This window comes from Aquimarina penaris, from assembly GCF_040786285.1.
Taxonomy (GTDB): Bacteria; Bacteroidota; Bacteroidia; order Flavobacteriales; family Flavobacteriaceae; genus Aquimarina.
On the sequence record NZ_JBFMKQ010000001.1, the window covers coordinates 821,013 to 838,584 of the forward strand.

Sequence of the window (17,572 nt, forward strand, 5' to 3'; positions counted from 1 at the left end):
TGAGTATTTAGTGTTTTATTTTGGGTCATTCTAGTTACTGTATCTTCAATATATATAGATCTCCACCATAGGAATTATTCACATTAGAGAATAAACTCTGTTTAGCATCATCAAGGCTATCAAATTTCTTCAGGTATACATATATATAGTTGTCTTTCGGATTTCTAAAATATTGAGGCTGTAATCCTTGAGATTTAAGCTTCTCCATTCCTCTTTCGAAATAATTTTCTCTTTTGAAAATATTTGTAATTAAGTAATATCCATTTTCAATATTATGTCCACCGATATAAGACAGGCTTTCTGTTAATACCGTGTCGTCTTTAACTGTATCTGTTATTAACTTCGTTTCCTGTAATAGCTTTTTATAAGATTCTACTCTACTCTTGGCAATATGTAGTATCCACATATCTCCATAATACCTATTATCAATACTACTTAGGTATTTCTGCACAGCTTCTTCTTTGTTCGTATAGCTTTCTACAGAAACATATTGGAACTGATTCTCAGGATTAAGGATAATTTTAGAATCATTAAATCCTAAATCTTTTAGTGTGGTAGTAAACTTGTTAGCATACTCTCCACCCTTAAACACATTACCAATGAGGTAATATCCTTCTGGATAACCTGGTATAAACTTGGTTGCTATTTGAGCCTCTGGTCTCGTTGCATCAGCAAACTTTACAAACCTATTGCTTGCACTAAGCTTTTTAGAACTTGTAGGATCAGAACCTTTGGCTTCTTCGGCATCATCATTCATATTAACAAGAGATTCTAGTAACTTACTAAATTCACGCTTATCTACATTTAGACTAGTGGTTAATAAGGAATCTCTACGGGCAAATATTTTATTAGAAACTCGACTGTTGTTGTCTAGTTCTTTTTTGATTTCATCAAGCCCTTCTTCTTTTTCTTGACTAGCAGCAGCGGCCGCTTCTTGTCTCTTTCTTTCTTCTTCGGCTAATCGTGCAGCCTCTGCAGCTTCAGCAGCCAATCTTTGTTCCTCTGCTAATCGTGCAGCCTCTGCAGCTTCAGCAGCCAATCTTTGTTCCTCTGCTAATCGTGCAGCCTCTGCAGCTTCAGCAGCCAACCTTTGCTCTTCAGCTAATCGTGCAGCCTCTGCAGCTTCAGCAGCCAATCTTTGCTCTTCAGCTAATCGTGCGGCCTCGGCAGCTTCAGCAGCCAATCTTTGCTCTTCAGCTAATCGTGCAGCCTCTGCAGCTTCAGCAGCCAACCTTTGTTCCTCTGCTAATCGTGCGGCCTCGGCAGCTTCAGCAGCTAATCTTTGCTCTTCGGCTAATCGTGCGGCCTCTGCAGCTTCAGCAGCTAATCTTTGCTCTTCGGCTAATCGTGCAGCCTCGGCAGCTTCAGCAGCCAATCTTTGCTCTTCAGCTAATCGTGCGGCCTCGGCAGCTTCAGCAGCCAATCTTTGCTCTTCGGCTAATCGTGCAGCCTCTGCAGCTTCAGCAGCCAATCTTTGCTCTTCGGCTAATCGTGCAGCCTCTGCAGCTTCAGCAGCCAGTCTTTGTTCTTCTGCTAATCGTGCAGCCTCTGCAGCTTCATCTATCTTTTGTGTTTCTACACGCTCTATTTCTTTTTGTGCAGCTAATCGCTCTTCCTCAGCCTTTTTCTCAGCTTCAACACGCTCTATTTCTTTTTGTGCAGCCAATCGTTCTTCTTCAGCTTTCTTCTCGGCTATCTCTATTTCCAATTGCTTTTGTGCAGCTAATTTTGCTTCTTCTTCGGCTTGCTCTTTAGCGGCCTCGGCTTCTCTTATTGCTTCTTCTGCAGCAATTTGTTCCTCTTCTGTTTTCTGTCCGGCAGCTTCTTGCTCAGCGATTTCCTGTTGCAGTTTCTTTTCTGCCGCTAATCGCTCTTCCTCTGCTTGCTTTTCAGCCATTTCAGCCTCTAACTTCATTTGAGCTCTTAATCGCTCTTCTTCTTCGGCTTGTTTATTTAATAATTTAACCTCTTCTTCTCGTTTTAATTCGAGTTCACTTGCCGCTTTAGATTCTCTTTCTTTAGCCTCGGCGATAGATCTCTCTAATTCACTCATCGCTCTTTGGGCATCACTCTTAGATTCTCCTTGATCGTCTTGTAATTCTCTTATTATTTTGTTTTGTTCCAGAATTTCTTTCTTCAATCTTCTAATTTCTGAATCTCTGGCTTCGTATGCTTTTTGGGTACTTGATTTTGTTCCTTTACTTCGTCTTCTTGGTTTTTCAGTTTCAAAATTATATGCTAACCCCACTTCGTGTGTTGAACCAAAGTCGCCTGTATTTCCTAATCCCATTTCATAGGTATATCCAATCGAAACATTTGAATTAATATTTCCTCCAATACCAACAGAAGCTCCATAGAAACTATTATATCCTGCTTGTGCCCACCCTAGTTCAGGAAGTTCAAGTATTACATTACCCCCATATCTAAGATTGGAGTTTGATTCTAATTCTACTTCTGAACCCGAATCCGGCAGCATTGTAGCATAAGCCATACCTCGGATTGTTTTATCTGATCGTCTTTCTAAAGGTCTAGTGTACATTACATGACCATTAAAGGCCATGTTATCTGTTAACAATTCACTAGCGGTTAAATTATATGCGGCCAAATTTACCACTGAAACCCCAACGTCGAATTCGGCATAGTTAAAGTTAATTCCAGGAGTTAATACAAAAACAGAGCTGTTTTGGTAGTTAAGAATTACATCATCAGAAAGGATGATCTGCCCATTATTCAAAGTGTTTTCTGCAGCATCTATATTAGATTTAATTCCGCTTTGAGAATATGACAGGTTCATCCCAAAAGTAAGGTTCATATCTCGATCTAATTCTACATTATAAGAGTAGTTTGCTGTACCTCCAAAATATCTATAAATTCCTTCGTTTTGTTGATGTAAACCTATAGAAACCCCCATTCTTTCATCAAAATTAGAGGTGTAGTTAATAAGATATGTTTGTGGATTATCATTAAATCCAGCCCACTGTATTTTACTATATACGTTAATGGATTTTTTGTTTTCGCGTACCAGAGAAAAAGTAGGGTTAAAGTAAAAACGGTTATATTTTACCAAATTATGGGTAGGGATATCTGTAGGAAGTACTCCAAACACAGTAGTACTTTCCTCTTGTCCTTTGGCAAGGTTAAAGGACAAACATATCATTAATAAAAGTAATCTTCTTACCATAAATTTATCTCATTACCGTTATCGAACCTTTTCTGACTACGGAATTATTTTTTGTTATTATATAATAATATATGGGGCTTCTTCCACCAGATTTTGAGGTCGTTAACGGCCAGTCATCCTGGTAGTTAACGGTCTTAAAATCGACTCCACCATTTAAATCATATATTGTAACCTCTACATCTTGCTGCCTTGATAGAGAATCAGGCAACACCCAAGAATCATTTTGTCCACTACTACTAAATGGTGTTACCACATTAGGGATTATTTCAGACACACCCGGTGGGCTATTTGTAATTGTAATAAGTTCTGAATCAATCACACAATCCAACAACGTTATTCTTACAAAATATTGTCCGGTAGCATTAATTTCTATGGTATCAGTGCCTTGTCCGGTAACAATATTTACTCCGTTTTGCGCTAGTTGATTTTGGCCATCCACCACAATAAACCACTCATAGGTATATGTTGAGCTTTGCGGGGCGCTTAGTGTAATTGTGCTGCCTACCGGAAGGAATGATAACGAAGGCACAATTTGTACGCCCGCGGATAGTAATTCGACTGTTAACTCATTAGATACGGCTGTGGCAAAAGTAGAATCTCCCCTAAGGGTTACCTCTAAGACATAGGTTTCACCTACATTGGCACCTGTAACTGGAAAAACATTCTCTGTAACACCTGTAGATTGGCCTTCTAAAAACCATTCGAAATCAAAGAAAGAATATTGTTCTAAAGTAATTGGCACTTCTACTCCTGTGGATGTTATTCCGAATAAATTTTCTAATCCCAGATTACCCGCATCATCCTCACAGCTTAAAAGTGTTGTGATGACCGCTCTAAAGCCAACAGGCTCAAACACTTCGGTTGTCGCTGTAAGAGTATCCATACACGAGTCATTCGCAAACACACTGGCTACATACACACCTGGGTCAGATACTTCAATAGACAAAGCTCTCGAATCTGTGATCGGGAGCTGCGCTTGAAAACTTATGCCATTTCTAAACCATTGAACCGTACTACCGGAGGGCGGGGCGTTGGTCGTTATTGCCAGGGTGAGTGTGGGCTGTGTAGGCAATATCATTATTTGAGGAGGGGGTTGTGTGAGAATATCCGACCCCAGATTAATGACCTCTACCGGATCTGTTGTTATTGCGCATGTTGGTGTTCCTGTTACGGTTACCGTATAAATTCCTCCAAAATTACTTTCGGGTAAAATTGCTGTAGGACCCGTAAGTTCAGGCACCAATTCTCCATCTCTAAACCACTCATAAGTAAACCCTGGATCGGTTACACTTGTAGTCAATATTTTAACATCACTAGGACAAAATTGTTGAGGAGAAGATTCGTTGATTCTTACCGTGCTTGTATTGAAGTCGATCACCTCTACTTGTGCTGTATCAAAATTAAAATCACCATTACAGCTTCCAAAATTAACCTGAACCACATAGGTTCCTGTTTGATCTACATTTTCTAAGATTGGTCCAGATTCTCCAGAAATTACTGAACCATTACGGGTCCATACATATTCTGGAAAATTATCAGGCAAAGCCGTTAAAGTGGCTGATTCTCCTTCACATAAAGCAACTGTGTTTGCTTCAATGTTTGATCCGGTTAAAGTAACTCCTTGAGAAAAATCAAAAAAGTAAATTGCGTTTCCTTCGTTAACCGCACTTAAAATATCAGCTCCTCCATCTGTCAATATTGCTCTAACTCTTAATCCATAATTTTCGCCCGCAAGATCCTTAGGAACTTCAAAAGAAGGGAAGACGATATCACCACCCGGAGGGATAGCAACGCTAGTAGTAAAACGTGATAATTCTAAAGCTGGATCAGCAAAAACACCATCTGAATCTGATAATTCTAAGACGAATTCTGTTCCTGTAACTAAAACAGCTCCAGTTTCATAAGTCGCTTCAGCCTCTCTATTTGGCGTGTTTTGATTTACACAAAGTCTTGGTATTGCTGTGGTAGACCCATTAAGAGAAAACAATGGCGCAGAAATTTCTTGAGCAGCGCTCTTTGAAGAAAAAAACAAGAGCGTTGCAACGATAGCAAATGACGATATGAGGTTAAGTTTATTCTTCATAAATCACGCTTAAAATCAAGGTGAATATTCGATATTAACTCTGCGATTTGGGGCGCTTGTTAATAATGTTGTTAATATATTTTTTACCAAGACATAAAATTATAAATTAAATATATATATCAAACTAAAATTTAAGTTTTTTTTGTAATAATTTTCTGACTCTCTTGATGTTATCTAATTTAAATTGAAACGAAAACATTTTCAAAAAACATTTCAATATACATAAAATTTTGTTAATCAGACTGTTGGACTGGTTTAAAAAATTAAGTAGAGTTCCCATATAAGGTGTATATCTCCCCAATTTTTTATAGAAAAAACAGAAAAAACAGAAAAAAAAGAGACGATTAGTGCATATTTTGGCACTTTTTACAAGAATTAAATCACCTAAAAAAAGCAACTTTTCCCGACAAAGTGTTAAAATGCGTTTATTTTTTTCTGTAAGAAAAAAGCTTTCAAAATGTTAAAATTATGCTTTTTTCAACTCATTACTATTCCAAAAAAACAACCCCCAACAGGAAGTCTGTTGGGGGTTTAAAATTTAAAAGAAAAAGATCTATTCTTTAGCTTCTGTAGCAGTAGTATCTTCTCCTCCGTTTAGCTCTTTAAGAATCTTATCTGTAAGGTCAAGTTCTTCTTTACCATAAAGTATATTACTGGCTTCTGTATCTCCATAGATATATGTATATCCATTTTTCTTACCGTAATCTTCTATATAACTTTTTACTTTATTAATAATAGAGTCTATTTCGACTTGGCTTCCTTGTTGGATTTCTTGCATTTTAGCTTGCTGTTCTCTTTGCAATGATTGCTGCTTACCCATTAATTCTTGCTCTTTCTTCTCTCTATTTGTCTTAGACATAGATTTCATGATGTTCTGATATCCTTGCACTTCAATCTGAAATTGCTTTGCTTTTTCTTCTAGCTCTGCTCTTACTTCATTGTTACGCTTAGTCCATTTTTCTTGTGCCACTTTCATTTCTTTATAATCAGAAACAACTTTGGTGTTATTTACAAAACCGGTTTTTTCAGTTTGTTGATTACATGACATCAGAATTAAACCTGAAATTGCAATCCATAAAAATTTTCTCATTTTTCAAAAATTTAGTTCTGGGCAAAAATATCAAAGTTCACTTGATGTTATTCAATATATTTTATCAAAATAACAGACTATAATAAAAAACAATAGTTTTTCGTGTTGTTATATGAAAAAACTATTAAAAACAAGCCAAAATAAAGCCTTTTAAGCCCTTTTCGGCTAAAAGGGCTGGTATTGGGATAGGATTATTTACAAAACACAAGAAAGTGTGTTTAAAAAACGAAATACTACTTTTTAAGTATATAAATGTGTGAAGAGAACTCTTGGGTTTGTCTTCCTTTTATATTAGAGCGTAGTCCAATCCAAAAAGCCTTAAAAAAATTCATTTTTCCTGTTTTGTACTTTTCAGATAAAAGAGACACATAAAATGAATCAAATCTCATCGGAAGAGTTTTTTCTAAATACAAACCTTCATTCTCAAAAAGTATGCGAATTGCTTTTTTAGAAAAATGCCAAAGGTGTCTGGGTACATCATATGCTGCCCAAAACGATTTATAATATTGCGCATCATAAGATTTAAAATTAGGAACCGCAACAACAATATGGCCGCCGGGCTTTAAAAGTCGATTTAATTCTTTTATTTGATTTTCTAAACCTGATATGTGTTCTAAAACATGCCACATGGTAATTATATCAAATTGCTCTGAATCAAATTTATTAGATTCAGATTCTAAATCAACTCCTTTTTGTTTGGCTAATTTTTTTGCATGATCATTTGGTTCTATTCCTTTAGTCCTCCAACCCTTTTTTTGGGCTAAAGCTAAAAAGTCTCCAGTGCCTGCTCCAATATCTAACAATTCTCCGGTGTTCCTGTTAAGTTTTGTAATTAGCGTAATCTTTTTGTTTAGCGAATAGGTTTTTACAATATGGTAGAGTTTTTCAAAAAGAGATCGTTTTGAATCGGTATGAGAAATGTAATCTTCACTTTGATAATACATGCCCAAATCCGAATCATTTGGTTTTGGAGTCGTAATCAACATTTCTAATTGATCATCATGAAGTAATTGAAATTTTTTTCCGGAAACTGTGAAATCTTTACATTCGATAAAAAAATCTAAATCTTGTGTTTTGTTCATTACTCTTTAATAGGTGACTTAAAACAATCTTCTTTTTTACTATTGTCTTTATATAAAAAAACAGAAAACTTCAAAATGTTCCACGTGGAACTATTTTTCAACTGTATTGTAAATTTCTATTCCTAATAGTTCGCTTAGTGCATTTGCTTTATCTAATGCTACTTGATAATTCTCTGTTGTATATAGTGTAAAGTTTTTGTTTCCTGTAAAAAAACGAACAACAACTTTATCATGTCTTTCTTTGGTTCCGATTGCGGCAACAGAACCCCATTCATTATTCAAACTATAAGAGGCAGAAAAAACTGAAATATACTCTGGGTATTCTAATTTTAGTTTTGTTTTGAAAATGGTAATTCCAAAAACAGAAAAAAGTTTTTGATTATTAAAGTCCATATTAATTTTATAGGATACCGAAAAACCAAAAACAAATAAAGAAACGCCCAATAAAATTATTCTAGAAAAAAGAGGTTCTGAAGTGGTAAACAAAAAGAAAACAGAAAATACCAAAATAAACACCGAAAGAATTTTGCCTTTAAGAGCTCGTTCTTGTTTACAAACTACACTATCCATTACCTTCCCATATAAACTAAAAGCACAGAAATATCACTTGGTGATACACCACTAATTCTTGATGCCTGAGAAATTGTTGCTGGTCGAATTTTGGACATCTTTTCGCAAGCTTCAAATGACAATGATTTTAACTTTGTGTAATCAAAATCTTTCGGGATTTTTATGTTCTCTAATCGATTAAGCTTATCAGCATTGTTTCTTTCTTTTTCAATGTATCCAGAATATTTAACTTGAATTTCGGTTTGTTCTAAAACTTCTTTATCTAGATTATGTTCTTCGATATAAGATTTAACTTTTTCAAAACGTCTAACATCCTCAAGAGCAATTTGAGGTCTTGAAAACAACTTAAACATTTTACCACTTTGATTAACTCGTGAAGAATTCTTAGACTCTAAAACAGGATTTGCCTCCTCTGGTGAAACGCTGGTGTCTTTAAAAAACTGAACAAAAGCATTTGCTTGTTTTTCTTTCTTTTCCATTCTTCTCAATCTTTCATCAGAAGCCAAACCAATTTTATGCGACTGAGGTGTTAATCTAAAGTCTGCATTATCCTGTCTTAATAATGTTCTGTATTCTGCTCTAGAGGTAAACATTCGATAAGGCTCTTCAGTTCCTTTTGTAATTAAGTCGTCAATCAATACCCCAATATAAGCTTCGCTTCTTTTAAGAATAAATTCTTCCTCTTCTTTAACTTTTTGTGCAGCATTTATGCCTGCCATTAAACCTTGAGAAGCTGCCTCTTCATATCCTGTTGTTCCATTAATTTGTCCCGCAAAAAACAAACCAGAAACTAATTTCGTTTCTAAGGTGTGTGTTAATTGTGTTGGCGGAAAATAATCATACTCGATTGCATAACCAGGTCTAAAGAATTTTACATTTTCAAAACCTACTACAGATTTTAATGCTTTGAATTGAACATCTTCTGGTAACGAAGTAGAGAATCCATTTACATATACCTCTACTGTGTTCCAACCCTCGGGTTCCACAAAAAGTTGATGTCTATCCTTGTCTGCAAATCTATTAATCTTATCTTCTATAGAAGGGCAATATCTTGGACCTATACTTTTTATTCTTCCGTTAAACATTGGCGAACGATCAAAGCCTTCGCGTAACAAATCATGTACCTCTAAAGAAGTATACGTCATGTAACATGATCTTTGTTCTTTAAGTGGTTTTGTTAAATCTGTATAACTAAATTTTTCAGGGTTATCATCTCCTGGTTGTTCTATCATTTTAGAAAAATCCAACGACCTTCCGTCAACCCTAGGAGGTGTTCCGGTTTTCATTCTTCCTGCATCAAAACCAAAACCCATTAGTTGCTCTGTGATTCCGGTGGCGGCTTTTTCTCCTGCTCTACCTCCTCCAAATTGTTTGTCTCCAATGTGTATTAATCCATTCAAAAAAGTTCCGTTGGTTAACACTACCGTCTTTGATTTTATTTCAATTCCCAGTGACGTTCTTACACCCTTTACTTCTCCATTTTCAACTAAAAGACCACTCACCATTTCTTGATAAAAATCAAGATTAGGGGTTTGTTCTAACAGCAATCTCCACTCCTCGGCAAAGCGCATTCGATCACTCTGCACTCTTGGACTCCACATTGCAGGACCCTTTGATTTGTTCAACATCTTAAATTGAATTGCCGTTCGATCGCTTACAATACCACTATAACCACCAAGCGCATCAATCTCACGAACAATCTGTCCTTTTGCAATTCCGCCCATGGCAGGATTACAACTCATTTGTGCAATGTTTTGCAAGTTCATTGTGATCAGCAAAGTGCTGCATCCTAAGTTTGCGGCCGAAGCGGCAGCTTCACTTCCTGCATGTCCTGCACCTACCACAATTACATCATACTCATTTTCAAACATAATTTCTACTCCATTGTTCCACGTGGAACATTAAACTTTTTGGGATAAAATTTTGTTCCACGTGGAACAAAATCATTTCTTGCTCATCATTGTTCCACGTGGAACAATTCTAATTTTTCGTTTTCTTTTTGTCTCATAAGCTTTTCCTCTTCATCTGTTTTGTCTTTGTATCCACACAAGTGCAAAACACCATGAATCAAAACTCGTCGCATTTCTTCATCAACAGAAACACCATAAATCTTTGCGTTGTCTACCACCCTTTCTACTGAAATAAATATATCACCATGTAGTTGATTTCCGATCGTGTTATCAAAACTTATAATGTCTGTATAGGTGTCATGATCCAAAAAAACTTGGTTAATCTGAAGTAAGTAATCATCATCACACATGATAAAATTGATCTCACCCTCTGTCTTGTTTTCAGACAAAATCACCACGCCGATCCATGAAATAAGACTAGCCTCATCTAACGCCTCAACCTTTGTTTCGTAAAAGAAATTAATCATTGTTCTTTTTAAAATACTCTTGTACTTTTCTCTTATAATTTTGCCGCAAAGGTAATACTTGTCTGTTTAATATTTCAGTAGTATTGAAATATTGTTTTGCCTTGTCTAATCTCTCTTTGTTTTCGTTCTCAAACTGTGTTTGGTTTGTTTTGCTTTCTCGACGCTCTTCCTCTCCTTGTTGTAATGTTGCGTCTTCTAATTTTAGCAGCTCGTGCTTTAGCTCTAACATTCTACCAAGTGTTCTTTGATTGAAGCCTTTCTCTAATAATTCATCTTCCACTTGTTCCATTCTTTTAAGCAAATCACTTCCTGTTCCTTTATCCTTTCCTTCCTTTTTTATTTTGTCGGCTAACGCATTTCTAAGTTCTTGTTGTTGCTTATATATTTCATACAACTCCCCGTTTATGTCTTCGTTTTGTTGTTCTGATTCCCCTTGTTGTCCCTGCCCTTCTCCATTTCTCTTTTCGCCTTTTTCTCCTTTTTGTTCGCCTTCATTACCATCTTTTCCTTCGCCCTTTTTTCCTTCATTCTGCTCCCCTTTTTTCTGACCTTCTTTATTTCCTTTCTCCATTCCCTTTTCCATTTTGTCATTTAACTCCTCTTGCTTCTTAATTATGTCCGGCAGCTGAAACTCGTTTGATCCGCCTTTTCCTTTCCCCGATGCAGACATGCTGTTTTGCATTTGATCTAATGTTCTGCTTAACAAATAGGCCAAATCATTTGATCCTGTAATTGTATATTGTTGGTTCGCCGACCCCTGTACAATTTGATTTTCGGCCAGCCTTTCTAATGACTTATTAATATTGAATTCTATATCTGTTAGCTTCTTAGTGACATCCTCAGATATTTGTGGTGTGCGCATTGCAAGAGCATAAAGACTGTCATCTATGTGGATAAAGTTTTCTCTGAGCACACTTTGATCCTTGAGCTTAAAAGAATACGTTGGGTTATCAATATCAATCTTCTTAAACTCTTTCATTAGACCTTCTTGTTCTATAGAAAAATCAACCAGGTTGTCCAGGATCTGCCTTAACATTTTCATGTCTTCTTGTTGTTGTTCTCCACCTGCCATCTGCATTTGCATTTGCATCCCCTTGCTCATTTGCTTCATTTTTTGAGCAGCACTCTTCTGGTTCTTTTTCGCTTCTTGTTTGTTTTGCTTCTCTAAATTATCGCTAGCCTTTTCTTGTTCTTTTTTTATCTCTTGTTCGTCTTCCTTTTTTTGATCAAGACTCATTGGCTTCTTAAGATCTTCATTTTGCTTTCTAAGTTCATCCATCTCTTTTTGAAAATCCTCAAACTCCTTATTCAATTCTTCTTGTTTCTCTTTGCTGTTTTCTTCTTCGTTTTTTTCAGACAATTCTTCTTGTTTTTCCGATAAATCATCTAATTTTTCAACAAGTTTTTCATGCTTTTCAATTACATAAAACCTCTTTGTGAGTTCCAAAAGTTGTTCTAAGTTCTTCTTTAGGTTTTTATTTTCTTTTCCAAGTTCATCGAGTTTTTTGGTCAACTCCTCTTTTTGAATCTTATCTGCTAGCTTCTGAATTTCATCTAAAAGTTTTTCGTTTTTTTTAAGGCGCTCTTCATTTCTTTCTAATCTTTCTTTAAGGGCATCTTTAAATGGTTCCTCTTCTTTCTCTTCAAATTGATTGAGGTTCTCCTTTAGTTTTTTAGAAAAATCTTGCATCATTTTTTCTTGTTGTTTTTGGCGTTTTAGAAAATCTTCAAGTTTTTTCTTATCATTAAAATCAAGTTGCTTCTTTTCTTTTTGAAGTTTACTTAGGCTTTTTAATTCGTCCTCTTGTTCCTTAAACTTATCAAGCGATTTATTTAAACCGGAAATGGTTTCGTTCTGTTTTTGTAAAAGTTTATCCTCTCGTTCGTCTTGGGTTAATTTTCTAAAATTGAAAACTTGGCTTTTTGTACTCTTATAATTATGAATAACATCATTATCAAAAACCTCAAAATAGAACTCATAATCAATACCGTTTTGAAGTTCGAGGCGATCCGGAAATGCATAAATAAATTCATCAAAAGTTGCTTGATTTAATGGTAATTTTTTTATTCTTTTGTCTTCAGAATTACTGACAGGGTAATACACCAATCTTAATTTACTTAATCCATAGTCGTCACTAATTCTTCCAAAAAAATAAACCGTTTGATTGTCTATTGAATCCTTTTCAGATTTTAAATTCAATTCGGGATATTGATCTTTGATCACATTTAGATTAAATGATAGATTGTCATAATCCTTAACGTTCTTATTCGATGTTGTAATCTCATAATCCCAATTAGAATATATGTTTGTTTTGTAAGAAAATTCTGTATTTTTTTGTTTCAAAGAAATAATAGAGTCTTTCGTTTTTAGTTCTACCATATCCGTATTTCTAGTATTTACCAACCAAGTAACTTTTGTTCCTTCGGGTATGGTCGCATTACCAGAGCTTTTTATAGTTTCATCTTTTTTTCTTGTATATGCAGGATAATCCAATTGCATTTCAAAATCTAATAATGCCGGAATAGGTACGACCGAAAGTTCATAAGGAATCGAACGAACCTCATTAGCATCTATGACAAATTCTAATGACTCTTTGGGTTGGTTAAATACATATTCAAACTCTCCTACACCCGTGTTTTGCAAAAAATAAACTTCGTTATTATAGGTTATTGTTGCATTATCGGGCAATACATCTCCCGCGGTTCGTACTTTAAGAATGAAGTCTTTATTCTCATAGGCATTCAAATCCTTGTTAACTATAAAAAATTGAAATGGTGCTGGTGGTTCATAGGCCACTTGATAATTAACCACCCTATTATAGCTATCAGAAATCCAACTCGTCTTATTGAAAACAAAAAGTATAATAAATATTCCTACTGGTAACGCAGCATACTTTAAATACTTTGCGTTTTTCTTAAAATTGATCGCAAGTCTAAATGGTACAGGTTTTAATTCTCTTGATTTTTGCTCTATACTTGCTAAAAGTAAAGAAGAGGAGTTTTCATTTTCACTTAGCTGCAAAAGGTTTAATAATTTGTCGTTAACTTCAGTAAAATGATCTCCAATTATTCTCGATGCTCTTTTGTAATCAATTCCTTCTGCTAACTGTAAAAGTCTTGCAATGGGTATAGCGATAAATCGAATAAATAATCCTGTTTCAACAACAATGAACAACCAAAACAAAATGGTTCTTCCTACACTATTAAGCCATAAAAAATTTTCTATTAGAAGTGTAATTAAAAAATACAATACACCAATTGCAAAGAATAGAATTCCCCCTTTGATTAATTCATTGATATAATATTTCTTAATAAACTTTTGAAGCTCATTTTTTATAAACTCAAAATTATCCATAACCAACCTTTATTTTTCATCAACCTCTAAAACTACAATTTTATTTTCAATAGAATTGTTATATTTATTATAATTCAAGGCATTGCTCCTCAATTGCTTATTAAAAATTAACAGCTTAAGCCTAATAATCATTTTAATAGCATATTTAAGATTGTATCTTTGCCATCTATTTTTAAAACTTTTTAAAAGTCAAACACATCATCATGGCCAAAAACATTAGGGTACGCTTTGCTCCCAGTCCAACCGGACCTCTGCATATAGGAGGAGTAAGAACAGCTTTATTTAATTATCTTTTTGCGAAAAAAAACAATGGTACGTTTGTGCTAAGGATTGAAGACACCGACCAAAATAGATATGTAGAAGGTGCTGAAGACTATATCAAAAACGCACTGGATTGGTGTAACATTCCATATGATGAGGGACCAGGAAAAGATGGTGGTTTTGGACCCTATCGACAAAGTGAGCGTAAACATTTGTATAAAGAATATGCAGACCAATTAATTAAAACCGGTTTCGCATATTATGCGTTTGATACTCCCGAGAATTTAGATTTTCATAGAAAAGATCATGAGGCCAAAGGAAAAACATTTATTTATAATTGGCACAACAGAGAAAAACTCACCAACTCTTTATCTCTTACTCCAAAGGAAGTTGACGATAAGTTAAGCTCTGGTGATCCATTCGTTATTCGATTTAAATCACCCAAAGATGAAACCCTAAACCTTGTTGATGAAATTCGAGGTGAGGTAAAAATTGACACCAACGTACTAGACGACAAAATACTATTTAAGAGTGATGGGATGCCAACCTATCACCTTGCCAATATAGTTGATGATCATCTTATGGAAATTACTCATGTCATTCGTGGCGAAGAGTGGTTGCCTTCTCTTGCTTTACATGTATTATTATATCGCGCCTTAGGTTGGGATTCTCCAAGTTTTGCACATTTACCTTTAATTTTGAAACCGGTAGGTAAAGGAAAATTAAGCAAAAGAGATGGTGATAAAATGGGTTTTCCGGTATTTCCTTTGCAGTGGGTTGATCCCAAAACCAGTGACATCTCTTCTGGATATAAAGAAGATGGTTACATGCCTGAAGCGGTTATTAACATGCTAGCCTTTTTAGGTTGGAACCCAGGAACTGAACAAGAATTGTTTTCTTTAGAAGAGCTTATCAATGAGTTTGATCTAAAACGTGTAAATAAGGCTGGCGCAAAATTTGATCCAGAAAAAACAAAATGGTTTCAGCAACAGCATTTGCAAAAAACTGATACCGAGTTGTTGTCAAAACAATTTGAAATAATACTATCTGAGAAAAAAATATCGACTACTCTACCCATTAAGACTATTGTTGATTCTGTAAAAGAACGCGCAACTTTTGTTCATGATTTATGGAATCTTAGTCACTTCTATTTTATGTCACCTAGCGAATATGATGAAAAATCTGTGAAAAAAGCATGGAAAGCAGACACATCAAATTTAATGTATGAACTCACAAGAATACTTTTAGACATTACCGATTTTTCTGCAGATAACGTTTCTAATATTGTAAAGGGTTGGATCACCGGAAAAGAAATAGGCTTTGGTAAAATTATGATGCCATTGCGTATCGCTTTAGTAGGTTCTTTACAGGGGCCGGATTTGTTCGAAATTGCTTCATTGGTTGGTAAAGAAGAAACCATACGAAGAATCGAAAATGCAATTGAAAAAAATTAATCACCATTACCATATCATTAATAAAATACCATTATTCAGTAGAGAATAATGGTATTTTAGTTTCTGAACATTGTAACGTTTATTCAAAAAACGGTACTGATAAAATACAAACTAAAGTTATCAGCTATGCCTAAAGAATATAAAGTTATCAGGATAACAGAAAATTGGTCTTCAGAAAAGTTAAGAATAAAAATGGAGGAAACATTAAATAAATTTTCGAAAGCTGGTTGGGAGGTGGTTTCTGTATCAATTTTAGCCAACACATATACAGCTATGATAACTCTTTCAAAATAAAGCGGATCATTTACAATTAATTAGTACATTCATTTCATATTATTAACTTATAAACAAAAAACAATGGGCTTTTATTTAATACCACTATTTATATTTGGGTTTTTTATCCTATTATCGGGAATATTTACTGTGAGGCAACAAACTTCTGCTATCGTAGAACGGTTTGGTAAATTTTTGAGTACACGTAACTCTGGATTACATTTTAAAATCCCTGTCTTTGATCGTATTGTTGGGCGTATTAATCTCAAAATTCAACAACTCGATGTACTTGTAGAAACCAAAACTAAAGATGATGTTTTTGTTCGTCTTAAAATTTCTGTTCAATTTCAGGTAATAAAACAAAAGGTTTATGATGCTTTCTACAAACTAGAAAATCCACATGATCAAATTACTTCTTATGTATTCGATGTTGTTCGTGCCGAAGTGCCAAAAATGAAATTGGATGATGTTTTTGAGCGTAAAGATGATATAGCCATTGCAGTAAAACAAGAACTTAATGAGGCTATGGTAAATTATGGATATGATATCATTAAAACATTGGTTACCGATATCGATCCAGATTTGCAGGTAAAAGAAGCTATGAATCGTATTAATGCAGCTGAAAGAGAAAAAGTAGCAGCAGAATATGAAGCTGAAGCTGAACGAATTAAAATCGTTGCCAAGGCACGTGCCGAAGCCGAAAGTAAAAGATTACAAGGACAAGGGATCGCCGATCAACGTAGAGAAATTGCTCGTGGACTTGAAGAAAGTGTTGATGTGCTAAACAATGTAGGTATCAATTCTCAAGAGGCTTCTGCATTAATTGTAGTAACACAACATTATGATACTTTACAATCTATTGGAGAAGAAACAAATAGTAATTTAATACTTTTACCTAACTCTCCACAAGCAGGAAGTGATATGTTAAATAACATGATTGCATCCTTTACAGCTTCAAACCAAATTGGAGAAGAAATGAAAAGACAAAATCTTAAAAAGGGGCTTGGAAAAAAACCAGACAATAAATAAGAAAAATTGATATTTAGAAAAAACCTGATCATTAAACTTGATCAGGTTTTTCTTTTTCGAATTTTTAGTACTACAAAAAATCAAAAACAGCTGTTTTTTTCAAAAAACGTAAAATTAACCCCTCTAACGATATGTAATTTGAATTAACATCAAATTATATTGCTGTTTTTTTTAAAGCTCTTAAAAAACACCCAAAAAAGCCGTTTATTATAGTTAAAATTTATGCTCGCCCTGTACATATAAAGAACATTTATAATTAAAATAGCTATCTTTACAAAAAAGTCAGTCCCATGAAAAATTACTTATTACTCCTCCTGTTTATTTCGGGAAGTGTTTTTTCGCAAAACATAGACACACTAAAAGAATTTGCTCTTAGAGATGCAAAAGCAACTTCTCAAGCATCAATCGACAGAAATTTAAGCACCATATTAAAATATACGCACCCAAGTATTTTTAAAGAATATGGAGAGAAAGAATTAATGGATACCATGGATGAAATTTTCAGAACCATGGATGCTCAAAATATAAAAATTATCAGCTCTGAAGTAGACGAGGTTACTGATATTAAAAAAGAAAGTAAAGAATACCGCTGTTTGGTTAAAAATACCATTAAAATGAGCTTTAGTGGCAGGCCTGTTACTCTAAAAAGTTCTTTATTTGGATTTTATGACAAAAGAAAAGAACAATGGTATTTTGTAGAATCTAATAAACTTTTAGATGATCCACAGACGAAGCAAATATTTCCTAAGTTCGATACAGAAATTGAAATTCCGTTAGATGAGCATATAGCAGATAATTAAAATATATAGTATTTAAT

12 protein-coding genes are annotated in these 17,572 nt (G+C 34.6%); 4 read left to right on the forward strand and 8 right to left on the reverse strand.

All coding sequences use genetic code 11. The annotated features are described in order from the left end of the window. Positions 1 to 34: 34 nt before the first annotated feature. The 8 genes from ABW637_RS03300 to ABW637_RS03335 form a co-directional block, all read right to left on the reverse strand. Entirely contained in the window at positions 35 to 3,181 is a 3,147-nt protein-coding gene (locus ABW637_RS03300) for a PorP/SprF family type IX secretion system membrane protein (RefSeq protein WP_367583208.1), read from the reverse strand. A gap of 4 nt (positions 3,182 to 3,185) precedes the next feature. Continuing rightward, entirely contained in the window at positions 3,186 to 5,264 is a 2,079-nt protein-coding gene (locus tag ABW637_RS03305) for a T9SS type B sorting domain-containing protein (RefSeq protein ID WP_367583209.1), read from the reverse strand. A 553-nt stretch (positions 5,265 to 5,817) separates the two neighbouring features. Then, entirely contained in the window at positions 5,818 to 6,354 is a 537-nt protein-coding gene (locus ABW637_RS03310; RefSeq protein ID WP_367583210.1) for an OmpH/Skp family outer membrane protein, read from the reverse strand. A gap of 233 nt (positions 6,355 to 6,587) precedes the next feature. Further along, positions 6,588 to 7,436: a class I SAM-dependent methyltransferase gene (locus tag ABW637_RS03315; protein ID WP_367583211.1), complete on the reverse strand. Its 849-nt coding sequence runs from the start codon at positions 7,434 to 7,436 to the stop codon at positions 6,588 to 6,590. Between the two features lie 90 nt (positions 7,437 to 7,526). Then, on the reverse strand, positions 7,527 to 8,006 hold the full coding sequence (locus tag ABW637_RS03320) for a hypothetical protein (RefSeq protein ID WP_367583212.1): 480 nt from the start codon (positions 8,004 to 8,006) through the stop codon (positions 7,527 to 7,529). Then, a complete protein-coding gene (gene mnmG / locus ABW637_RS03325; protein WP_367583213.1) occupies positions 8,006 to 9,877 on the reverse strand; it encodes a tRNA uridine-5-carboxymethylaminomethyl(34) synthesis enzyme MnmG in 1,872 nt (623 codons plus the stop codon). The genes ABW637_RS03320 and mnmG overlap by 1 nt, the downstream gene beginning before the upstream one ends. 86 nt (positions 9,878 to 9,963) lie before the next feature. Continuing rightward, positions 9,964 to 10,383, reverse strand: a complete 420-nt coding sequence (gene ybeY, locus ABW637_RS03330; RefSeq protein ID WP_367583214.1) for an rRNA maturation RNase YbeY — start codon at positions 10,381 to 10,383, stop codon at positions 9,964 to 9,966. Further along, complete coding sequence (locus ABW637_RS03335; protein WP_367583215.1) at positions 10,376 to 13,738, reverse strand: DUF4175 family protein; 3,363 nt, start codon at positions 13,736 to 13,738, stop codon at positions 10,376 to 10,378. Before ABW637_RS03335 ends, ybeY begins: the two co-directional genes overlap by 8 nt. Before the next feature lie 203 nt (positions 13,739 to 13,941). Between ABW637_RS03335 and gltX the strand changes: the two genes are divergently transcribed. From gltX to ABW637_RS03355, 4 genes are all read left to right on the forward strand, one after another. Then, positions 13,942 to 15,453, forward strand: coding sequence for a glutamate--tRNA ligase (gene gltX, locus ABW637_RS03340; RefSeq protein WP_367583216.1), 1,512 nt, complete (start codon positions 13,942 to 13,944; stop codon positions 15,451 to 15,453). A gap of 126 nt (positions 15,454 to 15,579) precedes the next feature. Continuing rightward, complete coding sequence (locus ABW637_RS03345; protein WP_367583217.1) at positions 15,580 to 15,747, forward strand: DUF4177 domain-containing protein; 168 nt, start codon at positions 15,580 to 15,582, stop codon at positions 15,745 to 15,747. Between the two features lie 63 nt (positions 15,748 to 15,810). Next, positions 15,811 to 16,755, forward strand: a complete 945-nt coding sequence (locus tag ABW637_RS03350) for an SPFH domain-containing protein (RefSeq protein ID WP_367583218.1) — start codon at positions 15,811 to 15,813, stop codon at positions 16,753 to 16,755. A 290-nt stretch (positions 16,756 to 17,045) separates the two neighbouring features. Next, positions 17,046 to 17,555 carry a hypothetical protein gene (locus ABW637_RS03355; RefSeq protein ID WP_367583219.1) on the forward strand — a complete coding sequence of 170 codons (510 nt, stop codon included), beginning with the start codon at positions 17,046 to 17,048 and terminating at the stop codon, positions 17,553 to 17,555. Positions 17,556 to 17,572 lie beyond the last annotated feature (17 nt).

Bases quoted from the DNA above. Each gene is read 5' to 3' on its own strand.
- ABW637_RS03300 (WP_367583208.1), bottom strand. From the start codon at position 3,181: ATGGTAAGAAGATTACTTTTATTAATGATATGTTTGTCCTTTAACCTT.
- ABW637_RS03305 (WP_367583209.1), bottom strand. From the start codon at position 5,264: ATGAAGAATAAACTTAACCTCATATCGTCATTTGCTATCGTTGCAACG.
- ABW637_RS03310 (WP_367583210.1), bottom strand. From the start codon at position 6,354: ATGAGAAAATTTTTATGGATTGCAATTTCAGGTTTAATTCTGATGTCA.
- ABW637_RS03315 (WP_367583211.1), bottom strand. From the start codon at position 7,436: ATGAACAAAACACAAGATTTAGATTTTTTTATCGAATGTAAAGATTTC.
- ABW637_RS03320 (WP_367583212.1), bottom strand. From the start codon at position 8,006: ATGGATAGTGTAGTTTGTAAACAAGAACGAGCTCTTAAAGGCAAAATT.
- mnmG (WP_367583213.1), bottom strand. From the start codon at position 9,877: ATGTTTGAAAATGAGTATGATGTAATTGTGGTAGGTGCAGGACATGCA.
- ybeY (WP_367583214.1), bottom strand. From the start codon at position 10,383: ATGATTAATTTCTTTTACGAAACAAAGGTTGAGGCGTTAGATGAGGCT.
- ABW637_RS03335 (WP_367583215.1), bottom strand. From the start codon at position 13,738: ATGGATAATTTTGAGTTTATAAAAAATGAGCTTCAAAAGTTTATTAAG.
- gltX (WP_367583216.1), top strand. From the start codon at position 13,942: ATGGCCAAAAACATTAGGGTACGCTTTGCTCCCAGTCCAACCGGACCT.
- ABW637_RS03345 (WP_367583217.1), top strand. From the start codon at position 15,580: ATGCCTAAAGAATATAAAGTTATCAGGATAACAGAAAATTGGTCTTCA.
- ABW637_RS03350 (WP_367583218.1), top strand. From the start codon at position 15,811: ATGGGCTTTTATTTAATACCACTATTTATATTTGGGTTTTTTATCCTA.
- ABW637_RS03355 (WP_367583219.1), top strand. From the start codon at position 17,046: ATGAAAAATTACTTATTACTCCTCCTGTTTATTTCGGGAAGTGTTTTT.